11 protein-coding genes are annotated in these 15,117 nt (G+C 75.3%); 5 read left to right on the plus strand and 6 right to left on the minus strand.

Annotated elements, in window-relative coordinates; genetic code table 11:
- Nucleotides 1-7: 7 nt before the first annotated feature.
- From ACQP1N_RS20765 to ACQP1N_RS20785, 5 genes are all read right to left on the minus strand, one after another.
- Nucleotides 8-5,101, minus strand: coding sequence for a type I polyketide synthase (locus ACQP1N_RS20765; RefSeq protein WP_433226071.1), 5,094 nt, complete (start codon nucleotides 5,099-5,101; stop codon nucleotides 8-10).
- 41 nt (nucleotides 5,102-5,142) lie between these two features.
- A complete protein-coding gene (locus tag ACQP1N_RS20770) occupies nucleotides 5,143-5,436 on the minus strand; it encodes an antibiotic biosynthesis monooxygenase family protein (protein ID WP_067794005.1) in 294 nt (97 codons plus the stop codon).
- A gap of 95 nt (nucleotides 5,437-5,531) precedes the next feature.
- Nucleotides 5,532-6,191, minus strand: coding sequence for a response regulator transcription factor (locus ACQP1N_RS20775; protein WP_067794004.1), 660 nt, complete (start codon nucleotides 6,189-6,191; stop codon nucleotides 5,532-5,534).
- Between the two features lie 200 nt (nucleotides 6,192-6,391).
- Complete coding sequence (locus tag ACQP1N_RS20780) at nucleotides 6,392-7,618, minus strand: nucleotide disphospho-sugar-binding domain-containing protein (RefSeq protein WP_242608770.1); 1,227 nt, start codon at nucleotides 7,616-7,618, stop codon at nucleotides 6,392-6,394.
- 116 nt (nucleotides 7,619-7,734) lie between these two features.
- Entirely contained in the window at nucleotides 7,735-9,339 is a 1,605-nt protein-coding gene (locus ACQP1N_RS20785) for an MDR family MFS transporter (protein ID WP_433226074.1), read from the minus strand.
- A gap of 101 nt (nucleotides 9,340-9,440) precedes the next feature.
- Here ACQP1N_RS20785 and ACQP1N_RS20790 point away from each other — a divergent pair, with 101 nt between their 5' ends.
- From ACQP1N_RS20790 to ACQP1N_RS20800, 3 genes are all read left to right on the plus strand, one after another.
- Nucleotides 9,441-10,094, plus strand: a complete 654-nt coding sequence (locus ACQP1N_RS20790; protein ID WP_067794001.1) for a TetR/AcrR family transcriptional regulator — start codon at nucleotides 9,441-9,443, stop codon at nucleotides 10,092-10,094.
- Between the two features lie 68 nt (nucleotides 10,095-10,162).
- Complete coding sequence (locus ACQP1N_RS20795) at nucleotides 10,163-11,230, plus strand: ketoacyl-ACP synthase III family protein (RefSeq protein WP_433226076.1); 1,068 nt, start codon at nucleotides 10,163-10,165, stop codon at nucleotides 11,228-11,230.
- Nucleotides 11,231-11,232: 2 nt separating this feature from the next.
- Nucleotides 11,233-12,477: a nucleotide disphospho-sugar-binding domain-containing protein gene (locus ACQP1N_RS20800; protein WP_433226078.1), complete on the plus strand. Its 1,245-nt coding sequence runs from the start codon at nucleotides 11,233-11,235 to the stop codon at nucleotides 12,475-12,477.
- Nucleotides 12,478-12,483: 6 nt separating this feature from the next.
- On the opposite strand, the gene ACQP1N_RS20805 is transcribed toward ACQP1N_RS20800, so the two are convergent.
- Entirely contained in the window at nucleotides 12,484-13,083 is a 600-nt protein-coding gene (locus ACQP1N_RS20805) for a dTDP-4-dehydrorhamnose 3,5-epimerase family protein (RefSeq protein ID WP_067793999.1), read from the minus strand.
- A 118-nt stretch (nucleotides 13,084-13,201) separates the two neighbouring features.
- Here ACQP1N_RS20805 and ACQP1N_RS20810 point away from each other — a divergent pair, with 118 nt between their 5' ends.
- Nucleotides 13,202-14,140 carry an NAD-dependent epimerase/dehydratase family protein gene (locus ACQP1N_RS20810; RefSeq protein WP_433226081.1) on the plus strand — a complete coding sequence of 313 codons (939 nt, stop codon included), beginning with the start codon at nucleotides 13,202-13,204 and terminating at the stop codon, nucleotides 14,138-14,140.
- Nucleotides 14,137-15,114 carry a Gfo/Idh/MocA family protein gene (locus ACQP1N_RS20815; protein ID WP_067793997.1) on the plus strand — a complete coding sequence of 326 codons (978 nt, stop codon included), beginning with the start codon at nucleotides 14,137-14,139 and terminating at the stop codon, nucleotides 15,112-15,114. The genes ACQP1N_RS20810 and ACQP1N_RS20815 overlap by 4 nt, the downstream gene beginning before the upstream one ends.
- The last annotated feature ends 3 nt before the right edge of the window (nucleotides 15,115-15,117 follow it).

Genomic DNA, 15,117 nt, shown 5'->3' on the forward strand with positions numbered 1-15,117 from the left:
CCGCCCGTCATCCGGCGTCCACCAGTTCGGCCAGGTGGCCGGCGACCGCGAGCACGGTCGGGCGCTGCCACAGCAGGGTGGGCGGCAGCTTCACGCCGAACCGCCGCTCCAGCCGGCGCCGCACCGCCACCGTCATCACCGAGTCGAGCCCCTGGTCGGCGAGCGGGCGCCGCGGGTCAAGGCTCTCCGGCGGCAGCCGCATCTCCGCCGAAATCTGCGCGCCGACGTCCGCGCGGAGCCGCTCGGCCAGCAGTTCGGGGGACAGCCCGGAGAACCCGGCGAGGCCGGACCCGTCCCCGTCCGCCGCGACGTCCTCGGGCTCGGCCGCGCCGACCTCGCTCAGCAGGGGCGCCGCGGCTCCGCCGGCCGGCGGCCGGACGACCGCGTAGCAGCCCGCGCCGTACCGGTGGGCGTGGCCCCACGCCTCCAGCACCTCGTCGGCCGAGACCTCCGACCAGGCGAGGCTCAGCGCGTCCCGGCGCCCGCGGCTCCGGCGGTGCAGGACGAGCGCGTCGTGGGACGCGGCCGTGACCGCGGCCCGCATCCGGCCGGGCGTCCCCGTGAGGTGGTCACCGGGCGCCATCAGGACGAAGAAGTCGACGTCGCCGGGGAACGCCTCGTGCAGCCGCCACGCGGTCGCCGCGCCGGACCCCGCCGGCTCCGGGGCGATGTGGACGATGCCGCGGACGGGCGGCAGGCCCAGCTCGTCCGTATCCGGCGGCTCGCCCCCGGTGGCGGGATCCAGCGTGACGACCCGCACGGTGACGCCGGCGGCCTCCAGCGCCTGTACAGCCGCTACCCGCCTCCGCGTCTCCCCGTCGGTGACGTCCTCCCACTGCGGCCTCTCCGGGAACGGGGCGTCGTCGGCCAGCACCAGCCTCCGGGCGCCCAGCCCGGCCAGATGGCGGGCGGCGCGCAGGCCGATCTCGCCGAAGGCTCCCGACACCAGGTAGGTGCCCGCGGCCGCGCATTCCAGCGGGGCGCCGCCCGGCGCCCCCTCCAGCCGGGCGAGCCGGGCGCGGGACGCGGTGCCGCCGCGCAGGGCGATCACGTCCTCGTGCGCGGCCCCGTCGGCCGGGGCCGCCGCCGCCCGGGCGAGCACGTCCGGGATCAGCGCGGCGGTTCCGTCCAGGTCGTCCGGGTCGAGGTCGAGCAGTCCGCCCCACACCGCGGGCGACTCGTTCGCGAGCACCCGGCCCGCGCCCCAGAACGCGAGGTCGGGCACCCGGTCCGGCGCCGCCGCCGCGGCGCCGGCCGTGATTCCCCACAGGCGCGCCTCGCCCGCGGCGAGCCGGCGGGCGATCCCGGTCAGCAGCGCGGCCTCCTCGCCGGGCGCGGCGACGGCCAGCACGTCGGCGGGCCCCGCCGGCACCACCAGGTCGTCGGGGCCGTCGAAGACCGGGCAGGCGAGCCGGCCGCCGACGCGGTCGCGCGGTTCGCCGGGCGGGCCGACCAGCACGACGGGCCGGCCGGGTCCGGCGGCCCGCTCCAGCTCCATCGGACGCCACACCGTCTCATGCACCAGCCGCCGCGGACCGGAACCGGCCGCCGGGTCGCCCACCTCCGCGTACTTCAGGCCGGAGAGGCGGGCCACCACGCGGCCATCGGCGTCGGTGACGACCGCGTCCGCCAGGCCGCCCGCCGCGTCGTCCACCACCACCTCGATGGTCGCCTCCGCCACCGGGTCGCCCCGCGTCCACACCTCGGCGGCCTGAACGACCATCCGCAGCACGGGCGGCCCCGGATAGGCGGCGGGCGCGACCGTCATCACGGCGTCGAAGACCGGCGCCCACGCCGGGGCGCCGTCCGGGCCGGGCCGGAACCGGACGCAGGCGCGCAGGATCCTGGTGTCCCCGCGCAGCTCCTGGATGTCCCAGAAGAAGCCCGTGGTGGGGACGCCGACCTCGCTGAGCCTCCGCATCACGAAGTCCGGCTCCATGAGCGGCAGCTCCCGGTCGCCCGGCGGCGGGGGCGCGATGGCACGGCGCTCGGACACCCGCGCGCTCGCGTGCTCGGTCCAGGCGGCCTCGCCGGAGTCGTCCCGTCCGGCCTCCTCCGGGCGCGAGGAGATGCGGACGCCCGCCTCGTCCAGGACGACCTGGACCTCGCGCAGGCCGCCGGTGAAGAGCGGACGGCGCATGGCGACGTCCGTGAGCACCGGCCGGTCGCCCGGACGGCCCCGCGAGGCCGCCGCCACGAACGTCTCCAGCAGGACGGCCGCCGGGACGATCTCGACCTCGTTGATCGTGTGGCTTCCGGGATAGGGGCGGTTGGAGTCGTCCAGGAACGTCCGCCACAGCCCGAGCGCACCGCCCGCGACCGGCACGCGGTCGCCGAGCAGCACGTGCTCGTCCACGTCGTGCCCGCCGCCGGTGCCCGCGCCCCGGATCTCGGGATCGCGCCAGAACGGCCGGTGCCGCCACGGCGTGGTGGGCAGCGCGGCGAGCCCGCCGGACGGCCGCAGCCGGTCCCACGCCACGGCCACGCCGTGGCAGTGCGCCGCGCCCAGCGCGGTGAGGAAGGCGGCGCGCTCGGGCCGGTTGCGGCGCAGCGTCGCGCCGACGAACGGCTCGTCGACGCCCTCTTCGAGCAGGGTCTCGGTGACCGAGTGCGTCACCACCGGATGCGGCGAGATCTCCAGGAACGCGCGGTGCCCGTCGGCCGCCGCGGCCGCGACGGCCCCGGCCAGCCGCACCGGGTTGCGCAGGTTCGCCGCCCAGTAGGCGCCGTCCAGCGCGACCCTCGGCACCGGGCCGGTGAGCGCGGACGGGTCGGCCAGCGCGGTCGAGTACATGGGCAGGAACGGCTCGGCGGGCTCCAGGTCGCCCGCCGCCACCGCCAGCTCGGCGGCGATCGCGTCCATCTGCGGGCTGTGGAAGGCGACGTCCGAGGCGACCCGCCGGACGGTGATCCCCTCGCCGGCCCACCGCTCGGACACCTCGGCGACGGCCGCCGGATCGCCTGCCACGACCGACGACGCGGGCGAGGAGCAGATGGCCGCGACGACGTCGCTCCGGCCGGCCAGCCGCTCGGCGGCCTCCTCGAAGGGCAGCCCCGCCATCGCCATGGCGCCGCCGCCCGCCACCCGGCGCAGCAACCGCGACCGGCGGCAGCTCAGCCGGGCGCCGTCGGCCAGGCCGAGTCCGCCCGCGGTGACCGCCGCGGCGATCTCGCCGACCGAGTGGCCGATCACCGCATCCGGGGTCACCCCGCGCGAGCGCCACAGCTCCGCCAGCGCCACCTGCATCACGAAGATCATCGTCTGGACGCGGTCGACGCCGGTGAGGTCGCCGCCGGTGAGCACCTCGCGCGGCGAGAAGCCGATCTCCGCCCGGAAGATCGGTTCCAGCCGGTCGACGACCGCGGCGAACGCCGGCTCGGCCGCGAGCAGCTCGCGGCCCATCCCGCTCCACTGCGAGCCGTGACCGGAGAACACCCAGACCAGGCCGCCGCCCTCCCCGGCCGGCACCGGCGCGCCCGTCGCGATCCCATCGGACGGCTCGGCGGCGGCCAGCCGGCGCAGCCGCCCGCTCAGCTCACCGGCGTCCTGCGCGACGACCACCGCGCGCCGGGAGAGATGGGAGCGCCGGACGGCCAGCGTGCGGCCCACCGCGTCCAGGGGCGCGGACGCTCCCGCACCGTCCAGCCAGTCGGCGAGCCGCTCCGCCTGCTTCCGCAGCGCGGGCTCGGACCCCGCCGACAGCGGGAAGACCGGGTCTCCGCTCCCCGGGGCGCCCGCCGGTTCCGCCGCCTCTGCGGGCGGCTCCTCCAGGATGACGTGGCCGACCGTCCCGCCGTACCCGAACCCGGACACGCCGGCGCGGCGCGGACGGTCGCGCCGGGGCCAGGGCATCGCCTTCGTGACGAGGCTCAGCCCCGACTCCTCCCAGGAGATGTCGGAGGCGCGCTCGGTGGCGACCAGGCTCGCGGGGATGACGCCCTCCCGCAGCGCCAGGACCGCCTTGATCAGCCCGGCCACGCCCGCGGCGCCCTCCAGGTGCCCGATGTTGGACTTGACCGACCCGACCAGGCACGGGTCCGCGGCGTCGCGTCCCTTGCCGTAGGCGGTGGCGAGGGCCGCCGCCTCCATCCGGTCGCCGAGCCGGGTACCGGTGCCGTGCGCCTCGACGTAGTCGACCGTCCCGGCGGGGATCCCGGCGTGCCGGCAGGCCCGCTCGATGACGTGCTCCTGGGCGGCGCCGCACGGCGCCATGATCCCGTTGGTGCGCCCGTCCTGGTTCACCGCGCTGCCCCGGACGACGGCGAGCACCGTGTCCCCGTCGCGCCGCGCGTCCCGCAGCCGCTTCAGCACCAGCACGCCGCAGCCCTCACCACGCCCGTAGCCGTCGGCGGCGGCGTCGAACGGCTTGGAGCGCCCGTCGGGGGCGAGCGCGCCCGCCTGCCCGAGGGTCAGCGTCATCCCCGGCGAGATGATCAGGTTGACGCCGGCCGCGAGCGCGACCGGGCACTCCGCGAGGCGCAGGCTCTGGCAGGCCAGGTGCACCGCCACCAGCGAGGCCGAGCAGGCGGTGTCGACCGCGAGGCTCGGGCCGCGCAGGTCGAGCGCGTGCGAGATCCGGTTCGCCGACGCGCACACCGCGCCGCCGATGCCCGTCCACGCCTCGATGCCGGGCAGCGCCTCCAACTGGCGCCGGCCGTAGTCGTCGGTGCAGATCCCGACGAAGACGCCGGCGTCACCGCCCGCCAGGCCCGCGGGCGGCAGCCCGGCGTTCTCCAGCGCCTCCCACGCCACCTCCAGCAGGATTCGCTGCTGCGGGTCCATCAGCTCCGCCTCGCGCGGCGAGATGCCGAAGAACTCGGCGTCGAACCCCTCGATGTCGCGCAGATGGCTCCCGCTCCGGACGGCGGACCTCAGCGCGGCCGTGTAGCCGTGCCCGAGACCGCGGTAGAAGTCCCACCGCTCCCCGGGCAGTTCTCCCACGGCGTCGCCGCCGTCGAGCAGGAGGTTCCAGAACTCGCCCGGCGAGTCCGCGCCGCCGGGAAACCGGCAGCCGAGCCCGATCACCGCGATCGGTTCGGCGCCGGCGCCCGGGTCCTCGTTGTGATCGTCGGCCCTGCGATCGGCCCTGTGCTCGGACATCGTCCGTCCCCTCGTTCCAGCGCCCCGGTGCCGTCCGGGCCTCAGCCGTTCTCCGCGACGCGCAGGACGGTGTACGCCTCGCGTTCGAACTCGGCGTGCGCGCGCAGCGCCTTGGCCCTCTCCAGGAACTCGGGGTTCCGCACGGCCTTCAGGTGCAGTTCACGGCTCTCCCACTCGGCGACCTCGACGAACTCGTCCGGGCGGTCCGGGGACTGCAGGAGCTGGAAGCGGCGCGCGCCCGGCTGGGCGTGCATGAACTCCTCGATCTCCTTCTGGGCGCGCTCGAAGGCGTCGCGGTCGCCGACGACGGTGACCTTGTTGATCAGCGTGATCATGGTGGTGTCCTCTCTGGCCGCGGGCGACGCGGGGCGGGCCGTCCGGCGGGCCCCGCGGCGCCGGTCTGCATGGCCGCGACCGTAGGAGCACCGGCTCAAGGCTCGCTGGAGCCCCGGGCGCGCAGCAGGCCCGCCGCGCCGGCCTTGTTGACGGCGTCGATGCGCGAGAACGCCTTCAGCTTGCCGAAGACGTTGCTGAGGTGCCTTTTGACGGTGCCCTCCGCGATGAAGAGGCGGTCGGCTATCTGCGCGTTGCTGAGCCCTTGGGCGACCAGGTCGAGGACGTCGAGTTCGCGTTCCGACAGCTCGGTCCGGGGCTCCCGGACGGGCTGCACCAGGCTTTCCCGGGAGACCGAGAGGATGATCCGCCGATCGTGCGCGCGGACGCTGCGGATCGCGGAGACGAGTTCCACCCTGGAGATGCTCTTGAGCAGGTAGCCGCGGATACCGCGTTCGAGGAGCCCGCGGACCAGCAGCGGGTCGTCGTGCATGGTGAGGATGATGACCCGGGACGCGGGGGAGACGGCGGCGATGCCGCGCAGCCGGTGCACGACGTCCTGGCCGGGCATCTCGATGTCCATCAGGACGATGTCGGGTTTGGTACGTTCCGCCAGGGCGAGCGCCGCCTCGCCCGTGCCCGCCTCCCCGACGACGGACAGGTCGTCCTCCCCCTCAAGGCTCTCCCGCAGCGCCTCGCGGAGCAGCGTGTGATCGTCCACCAGCAGAATCGTTATCGCGGCGTCGTACGCCCCCACGTGCAACCCCCGGACCTCCGTGGCTCACAGAATGGCCATCACGGCGGAACTCCCGGTCCCCGGCGCCGCGCTCGGTGCGTGCCCGACCGACTGGACGCGGCGGCGTTTCACCTTTCCCCGATCCCGCCGTCTCACAATTTTATACGGAGATCAAGTACCGGAAGCCGATGACCGCATCCGGTCAGTTGTTTAATCCGATACTATATGTGAATCCCATTGTTTCCAGAATGCGCATCGGCCGCATTATCAGAATTCGATTCCAGAACCGGCCCGGCGGCCGCGAGCCGGCGCAACCGGGGCACGATCCGCGCGGGCGCCGGCCGGGCCGCGATCTCGGCGGCCAGCGCCGCGGCACCACGGCGATAACGCGGCTCGGCGAGCAGTTCCGCGCACGCGGCGAGGACCGCGTCCATGCCGCCGTCCCCGCCGGTCACCTCCGGCGGCAGCGCCCGGCCCGCCCCCGCCGCGGCCACCCGCTCGGCGTTGTCGATCATGTCGACGGCCGGCCGCGGCAGCACCAGCTGGGGCACCGACGCGGCGAGCGAGGTCAGCGTCGACCCGCCGCCGCCGTGGTGGATCACCAGGTCGCAGTGCGGCAGCACCCGGGAGATCGGCAGCCAGCCCGCCAGCCGGACCGCGGGCGAGGCGGCCGGCAGCAGCTTCGCGCGGTCGGGCGCCATCGCCACGACCAGCTCGATGCCGAGCGCCGGGAGGGCGCGAACCAGCCGTGACAGCAGGTCCGCGACCGGCTCGCCGCCGAAGCGGGGCAGCAGGCTGCCCATGGTGAGGCACACCCGCGGGACGGCCGGCCTGTCCCACAGCCAGCCGGGCAGCGGCGCCGACCCGTTGTAGGGCGTGTACCGCATGGCGAGCCCGGCCGCCGCCCCCGGACGCTGCATGCTCGGCGGGCACACGTCGATGACGGCGGACGGGTCCGGAAGCGCGGGCAGGCCCAGCTCGTCCAGCTCGGGCGCGAGTTCCTCCCCGCCCGCCCGCCGCAGGATCGGGTGCAGCGCCATCCCCCAGCCGTGCTCCACCCAGGGGACGCCGTGCCGGGCGGCGGCGACGGGACCGGCGTGCTCGCAGGGTTCGCTGATCACCAGGTCCGGGCGCCAGCCGCGCACGGCGTCGAGCATTCCGGGCAGCACCCGCGCGGCCAGCCGCCCCCACGCCCGGCCGCTGACCGCGAGCCGGCCGTCCATCTCGGCGGGCCGCTCCACGGGCCGGCCGGCGCGATCGCGGAACATGAAGTCGCCGAAGTCGGCCTCGTCCACCGTCGCGTGCGCGCAGAGGCCCGTGCCGGTGACGGCGGCGGAGAAGTCGCCGGGCGCGGCGACGAGCACCTCGTGCCCGGCCGACTGCAGCGCCCAGGCCAGCGGCACGAGCGGGAAGAAATGGCCGTGCATGGGAGCGGTGGTCATGAGCACGCGCAAGGGAGCCTCCTCCTGAGGGCCGGGCAGTGCCCCCGCAGGGTGGCAGCGGGGGCTGGCCCGGCGGTCGGGCCACGCTCGACGCGGATTCGAGCGCGGCCCGGACGGGAGGGTCAGCGGGACGGGCGGGCCGCCGCGTCCTGCCGGGCCTCGCGGGCGGCGCCGGCGGCGGGCGCGTCCTCGTCCAGGTCCTCCAGGGGGACCTCCCGGATGAAGAAGGCCAGCACGAACGCCACCGTGAGGATCACCGTCGCCACCACGAACACGGCGCTGGTGCCCGAGACGAACGCCTTCAGCACGTGGTCGCGGACGTCGGCGGGCAGCGCGTGCAGCATGGCGGCGGTCGGCCTGCCGTGCACGGACGCGGCGCGGTCCAGCCCGGCGTCGAACCGCCGGGTCAGCAGCGCGCCGAGGACGGCGGTGCCGACGGCGGCGCCGATGGTGCGGCTGAACGTGGTGGAGGAGGTCGCCACCCCCATGCTCCGCACGGGCACCGCGTTCTGCACGGCGAGGATGGTGATCTGCATCGTCGGGCCGAGGCCGGCGCCGAGCAGCAGCAGGCCCCCGTTCAGCGCCCACCAGGACGCGTCGACGTCCAGGGCGGCCAGCAGGGCGGTGCCGAGCGCGGCGGCGCCGAAGCCGACGACCAGGAACCACCGGTAGCGGCCCAGCCGCGCGATGAGCCGGCCCGTCACGATGGAGGTGACCATCAGGCCGAGGGCCATGGGCAGCAGGTGCAGGCCGGCGGCGGTCGGCTTCACCCCCTGCACGATCTGCATGTAGAGGACGACGTAGACGACCGATCCCATCATCGCGAAGCCGCTGACGAAGATGAGCGGGCTGGCGATCCGGAACACCGCGTTGCGCAGCAGGGCGAGCGGGAACAGCGGCTCGGGGGTGGCCGCCTGCCGCCAGACGAACGCGGACAGCAGGACGGCGCTCGCCGCCGTCAGAGCGAGCATCCGCGCGTCCGACCAGGCGTACTCGCCGTTGCCGCCCAGTTCGGTCACCAGCAGGATCGCGGACGCTCCGGCGGCGGCCAGCACCGCTCCGAGGTAGTCGATCCGGTGCGGCACGACCTCACTGGGCAGGCGGAGCGAGGTCGCGACGGCGATGAAGGCCGCGGCGCCGAGCGGGACGTTGACGTAGAACACCCAGTGCCAGGACAGGTGCTCGGTGATGTAGCCGCCGACCAGCGGCCCGAGCAGGGTTCCGAGGGCGATCAGGATGCCGCCCATCCCGGCCTTCTTCGCGCGCTCGTCCGGCGGCGCCAGCCGGGCGGCGATCACCAGCGTGATGCTCATGAGGCCGCCGCCGCCGAGGCCCTGGACGAAGCGCAGGGCGATGAGCTCCACCATGTTCTGCGCCAGGCCGCAGAGCATCGAGCCCGTCAGGAAGAGCCCGACCGCGAAGAGGAACACCTTGCGCGGGCCGTGGACGTCGGTCAGCTTCCCGTACAGCGGCTGCGTGGCGGTGGAGGCCACCAGGTAGGCGGTGACCAGCCAGGGAAGCCGGTCCAGGCCGTGCGCGGCATCGAGGTCCCGGGTGATGGCCCAGGCGGCGGTGGTGACGATGTTCTGGTCCAGGATCGCCAGGATCATCGTCAGCAGCGACCCGATGAGCACGATCCGCGCTCTGACCTGGGTCATTCCGGGTGGCAGGAACGTCCCCGGGGCACCGGAGGCGGCCGGCGGCGGGCCGTCTTCGTCCAAGGTCATGACACCCTCCATTTCATTGACTTGCTCCAACCTTAGACAGCAAAAATATTTGTAGCAAGTCAATCTTTGAATCAGGTACATGCCGAGCTAGACTGCGGGCCATGACCAAGGAACTCGGGTTGCGGGAGCGCAAGAAGATCAAGACCAGGCGGACGATCTCCGCGGCCGCCATGCGCCTCTTCGTGGAACGCGGCTTCGAAAACGTGTCGATCGCGGAGGTCGCCGAGGCCGCCGAAGTCTCGAAGATGACGGTCTTCAACTACTTCGGCACCAAGGAGGACCTGGTCTTCGACCGGCAGGACGAGGTCGTCCACGGGCCGAGCCGCACGGTGCGCACCCGCCCGCCGGGCATGTCGGCGGTCACCGCCCTGCGCGACGCCTACCTGGACGACCTGCGCAGCCGCGATCCGCTGGTCGCCTTCAGCGAGGGCATCGAGACGTTCGCGCGGCTGCTGGACAGCAGCCCCGCCCTGCAGGCCCGCACCCGGGAGATCTTCGAGCGCCGCGAGGCCGAGCTCGCCGCCACGTTCGCCGAGGAGGACCGCGTCGGCGACGGCGGCCTCACCGCCCGGCTCGTCGCGGGACAGGTCACCGCCGTCCACCGGGTGCTGTTCCACGAGAGCTGCCGGCGGCTGCTGGACGGCCAGGACCCGGACGAGATCGCCGGGCGGCTCGCACAGGCCGCGCAGAACGCCTTCGACCTCCTGGAGGCGGGAATCGGCAAGGACTACTGCGTCCGGCGCGAAGGCGAGTGACCCGGGCGGGGAGCGCCCCCGAGCGAGGGTCGAACCCGCCTTGAGCACGGGCCGCCAGCGTGGCGACCGTGGAAGCCGACAACATCGACTCGCCCGCCGTCCACGTCAGCGGGATCGGGGTGGTGATCCCCGAACCGGTGAGCGTCGAGGACGCCGTGCGGCGGGGCCTTTACCCCGCCGAGGAGGCCGGGCTGCACCAGCTCGGCGGGGCCGCCGTCGCCGGCGAGGTGCCCGCCCCGGAAATGGCGCTGCACGCCGCCCGGCAGGCGTTCGAGCGCTGCGGCCGCCGGCCGCGGGACATCGACCTGCTGCTGTACGCCGACACCTGGCACCAGGGACCCGACGGCTGGCTTCCGCACTCCCACCTGCAACGCCACCTCGTGGGCGGGGACGCGCTGGCCGTCGGGGTCCGGCAGGGCTGCAGCGGGATGTTCTCCGCGCTGGAGCTCGCCGCCGCCTACCTGAGGGCGTCGCCCGGCCGGAGTGCCGCGCTGCTGGTCACCGCCGACAACTACGGCACCCCGCTCATGGACCGGTGGCTCGTCAGCCCGGGGGCCGTGCTCGGGGACGCGGCCACCGCCGTCGTCCTGACGAAGGAGCCCGGCTTCGCCCGGCTGCTCGCCGTGTCCTCCGGGACGGTCCCCGAGGCCGAGGGCCTGCACCGGGGGAACGAGCCGCTGTTCCCGCCGGGCATCACGGTCGGGCGTCCCATGGACTTCCGGACCCGCGCCGACCAGTTCCGCCGCGCCGCCCTGTCCCGTCCCGGCGGCACGGCGGCGTTCGAGGCCATCAACCGGCGGATCCAGGAGGTGGCCCGCGGCACCGCCGAGGCCGCCGGGATCAAGCCCGCCGAGATCACCCGGGTGGCCTTCACCCACACCTCCCGCGAGATCTTCGAGCAGAAGGCGGTGCGGGGCCTCGGCCTGCGTCCCGAGCAGGCGACCTGGGACTTCGCGCGGGAGGTCGGCCATCTCGGGGCCAGCGACCAGTTCGCGGCGTTCGACCGGCTGCTGAGTGCCGGGGAGCTGCGTCCCGGCGACCACATGCTCATGATCGGCATCAGCCCCGGCTTCACGGTCTCGGCCGCGGTGCTGCGGGTGTCGTCCCCGCCCCCGTGGCTCGACGGAAGGACCTGACGATGCGCGTGCTGTTCACCTCCTCCCATTTCGCGGCGCACTTCCAGCCGCTGGTGCCGCTCGGCTGGGCGCTGCGCGCGGCCGGGCACGAGGTGGCGGTCACGGCCGGCCCCGGCATCGCCGCCGCCGTCACCGGGGCCGGGCTGACCGCCGTGCCGCTCGCCGAGGACGTCGACATGATCACCCTCGGCCGTTTCAAGCTGTACCGCGACGCCCTGCGCCGGGCGGGACGCGGGCCGCTCGCCGGCCTCCCGGTCATGCATCCGCTGGAGGACCGGGTGCTCGCCTCGCTCGACGAGTTCGACCCCGGCGCCTTCATGCGCGAGTACGGCCCGGGGCTGGCCAAGCTGGTCGACGCGCGGATCGACGCGACCGTGCGGTTCGCCCGCCGCTGGCGCCCCGACCTGGTGGTGACCGAGCTGATGTGCTTCGACGGCGTCCTCGCCGGGGCGGTGCTCGGCGTGCCCGTCGTCCGCCATCTGTGGGGGCCGCTCGGCACCGCGGAACCGGACCCGGACGTGGCCGACATCGTCGGGGACGACATGACCGGCGCGGCGGCGCGGTACGGGCTGGAGCCCGTCGAGGACGGCGCCGGCTGGGTGCTGGACGTGTGCCCGCCGTCGGTCCGCCCGCCCGTCCGGGAGGAGCGGATCCCGATGCGGTACGTGCCGTACGGCGGGCCCGCGTCCCACCCCCTCGACCCGGCGGACGGCACCGGCCGCCCCCGGCTGTGCGTGACCTGGAGCAGATCGGCGCCGCGGCTGTTCGGCCCGCGGTCGCTGCTGGTCAACGAGATCTTGCAGGCGGCCGCCGGCATGGACGTCGACGTGCGGGTGGCGGTCGGCGACGAGCAGCGGAGCGCGATCCGGATTCCGGAGGGACGGCGGGCGCGCGTAACGGTGGGGCGCGTGCCGCTGGAGCACGTCCTGCCGTCCGCGGACGCCGTCGTGCACGCGGGCGGGGCCGGGGTGACGATGACCGCGCTCCGCCACGGGGTCCCGCAGCTCGGCCTCCCGCTCAGCAACGAGTTCGCCGTGAACGTCGAGCGCGTCGCCGCGGCAGGCGCGGCCGTGCTGCTGCCTCCGGCGGACGCGGGGGTCCCGCAGATCCGGCGGTGCCTGCGGGAACTGCTGGAGGACCCGGCCTGGCGGGAGAGCGCCGGCCGGCTGCGCCGCGAGTCGCTGGAACTGCCCGCCCCGGCCGCCGTGGTCCCCGTCCTGGAGGAGATCGCGGCCTCGCCCCGCTGACGCGGGTCACGCCATGACGGCGCGCCGGTACAGTGCCGCGCACTCCTCGTACGTCGCCAGCAGCCCGGCCGCGGCGGCCTGCGCGACGGTCGGCGCCCCGGCGTCCTTGGCCGAGACGACCGGCTCCCCGTCCAGGTCCCAGGGCAGGGCGAGGTCCGGGTCGAAGGGGTCGATGTCGAGCTGCGTGCCGGGGACGTGGGCCGTCGAGCACAGGTAGCTCACGCACGTGTCGTCGGTGAGCGCGACGAACGCGTGGCCGAGCCCCTCGGCCACGTAGGCGCAGCGGCCGGACTCGGCGTCCAGGAGCGTGCTGTCGTACTTCCCGAACGTGGGCGAGCCGACCCGCAGGTCCACCACGAAGTCGCGGATCGCGCCGCGCGGGCAGCCGACGAGCTTGGCCTGGCCCGGCGGCAGCAGCACCCCGTGGACGCCGCGCACCACGCCGCGCCGCGACACCGAGTGGTTGACCTGGACGGGCCGGAACCGGTGGCCGTGCGTGAGCAGTTCCTCCTGCTTGAACGACTCGTAGAAGCAGCCGCGCCCGTCACGGATCGGCTCGGGGGTGAGGAGGAAACCGTCCGGGACGGCGAGCGGATCGATCTTCATGGCGGCCGAGCCTACGGAGCGGTGTTCGAGGCGCGGTCGGGGTCGATCGGAGCTGGACGCGGCCTCGAACGCGCCGCGTCACGATCGCGGGCACCGGCAGGCGAAGGACGGGAGGGCCATGCGCGCAGTCGTGCTCGGCGGCGGAGGTTTCGTCGGGTCTCATTTCTGCTCCGCGCTGGCGGCGGCGGGCCACGAGGTGGTGGCCGCGGTGCGGCGCCCGCCCGCGGCGATGCCCTGCGCGGACGTCGCGGTCCTGGACGCGGCCGACCCCGGCGCCCTGCGCGGCCTGCTGCGCCGCACGGCCCCCGACGCGGTCGTCAACGCGGCCGGCGCGGTGTGGCGCGCCGACGGGGCGGCGATGGAGGCGTCCAACGTCGTCCTCGTCGAACGCCTCCTCGCGGTGCTGCCCGAGCTCGGCCGGACGCCCCGGCTGATCCAGCTCGGCACGATCCATGAGTACGGGTCCGCGCCCGGGGGCGGCGTCCTCAGGGAGGACACGGTCCCGGCGCCGCTGACCCCCTACGGCCGGACCAAGCTGCGCGCCACCGAGGCCGTCCTCGCCGCGGTCCGCGCGGGACGCGCCGACGCCGTCGTACTGCGGGTCGCCAACGTCATCGGGCCGGGCGCCCCGGCCGGCAGCCTGCTCGGCATGGTCACGGAGCTGCTCGCCGGCGCGCGGGCCGCCGGGCGGACCGCGACGATCCGGCTGGCGTCCCTGGGCGGGCACCGGGACTTCGCGGACGTCCGGGACGTGGCCGGCGCGGTGCTGCTCACGGCCGTCCCCGGCACGCCGGCGCCGCGGCTGGTCAACATCGGCGGCGGGCGGGCGGTGAGCGTCCGTTCCCTGGTCGAACGGCTCATCGAGATCAGCGGGGTGCCGGCCGAACTGGTCACCGGTACGGCCCCGCCGTCCTCCCCCGGCGCGGCGGCGGGATCCCAGCGCCTCGGCATCGATCGCGCGCGGACCGCCCTCGGCTGGCGGCCCCGCCGCTCCCCCGAGGAATCCCTCCGGGCGCTGTGGGCGGCCGCCATGGAGCAGAAGGAGGCGGTCGGATGAACCGGCGGGACGGGAGGCTCCGCTTCGGCGTGCTCGGGTGCGCCGACATCGCGTGGCGGCGCGCGATCCCGGCGCTGTGCGGCGACCCGCGGGCCGAACTGGTCGCGGTCGCGTCCCGCGACATCGCGAAGGCCCGCCGGTTCGCGGATCGCTTCGGCTGCGCGGCCGTCGAGGGCTACGGCCCGCTGCTCGCCCGCCCGGACATCGACGCCGTGTACGTCCCGCTGCCCCCCGGCCTGCACGCCGAGTGGGCCGGCGCGGCGCTCGACGCGGGCAAGCACGTCCTGTCGGAGAAGCCCCTCACCACGGGCGCGGCGGAGACGGCCGGGCTCGTGAGAGCGGCCGAGGCGCGCGGGCTGCTGCTGATGGAGAACTTCATGTTCGTCCACCATCCGCAGCACGCCGAGGCGCGCCGCCTGCTGGCGGAGGGGGCGATCGGCGCCGTCCGCGCGTTCCACGCCTCGTTCACCATCCCGCGCAGGCCCGACGGCGACATCCGGTACCGGGCCGGGCTGGGCGGCGGCGCCCTGCTGGACGTGGCCGGATACCCCGTCCGCGCGGCCCGGCTGCTGCTCGGCGGGCCGCTGGCCGTGGCGGGCGCGGTGCTCGGGCATGACCCCGCGCTCGGCGTCGACACCGGCGGCGCCGCACTGCTCCGCACCGCGGACGGGATACCGGCGCAGCTCGCCTTCGGGCTGGACGACGCCTACCGGTGCGAGTACGAGGTGCGCGGAAGCGAAGGCGTCCTGCGCGTGGACCGGGCGTTCACCCCGCCGGACGATTTCCGGCCCGCCCTGCGGGTCGAGCGGGCGGGCGAGGTCACCGAGCCCGCGCTGCCGCCCGCCGACCAGTTCGGGCGCGCGGTCGGCCACTTCGTCACCACCGCGCTCTCCGGGGAGGGCTATGGGGCGTCCGCCGCGGACGCGCTGGAGCAGGCGACCCTGGTGGACGGCATCCGCCGTGCCGCCTCGTGACCG

The organism is Actinomadura formosensis, assembly GCF_050948385.1.
GTDB lineage: Bacteria > Actinomycetota > Actinomycetes > Streptosporangiales > Streptosporangiaceae > Spirillospora > Spirillospora formosensis.

What these genes read in the sequence shown, in the direction of transcription:
- ACQP1N_RS20765 (WP_433226071.1), bottom strand. Translation starts at nt 5,101, where the DNA reads ATGTCCGAGCACAGGGCCGATCGCAGGGCCGACGATCACAACGAGGAC.
- ACQP1N_RS20810 (WP_433226081.1), top strand. Translation starts at nt 13,202, where the DNA reads ATGCGCGCAGTCGTGCTCGGCGGCGGAGGTTTCGTCGGGTCTCATTTC.
- ACQP1N_RS20785 (WP_433226074.1), bottom strand. Translation starts at nt 9,339, where the DNA reads ATGACCTTGGACGAAGACGGCCCGCCGCCGGCCGCCTCCGGTGCCCCG.
- ACQP1N_RS20815 (WP_067793997.1), top strand. Translation starts at nt 14,137, where the DNA reads ATGAACCGGCGGGACGGGAGGCTCCGCTTCGGCGTGCTCGGGTGCGCC.
- ACQP1N_RS20770 (WP_067794005.1), bottom strand. Translation starts at nt 5,436, where the DNA reads ATGATCACGCTGATCAACAAGGTCACCGTCGTCGGCGACCGCGACGCC.
- ACQP1N_RS20805 (WP_067793999.1), bottom strand. Translation starts at nt 13,083, where the DNA reads ATGAAGATCGATCCGCTCGCCGTCCCGGACGGTTTCCTCCTCACCCCC.
- ACQP1N_RS20800 (WP_433226078.1), top strand. Translation starts at nt 11,233, where the DNA reads ATGCGCGTGCTGTTCACCTCCTCCCATTTCGCGGCGCACTTCCAGCCG.
- ACQP1N_RS20790 (WP_067794001.1), top strand. Translation starts at nt 9,441, where the DNA reads ATGACCAAGGAACTCGGGTTGCGGGAGCGCAAGAAGATCAAGACCAGG.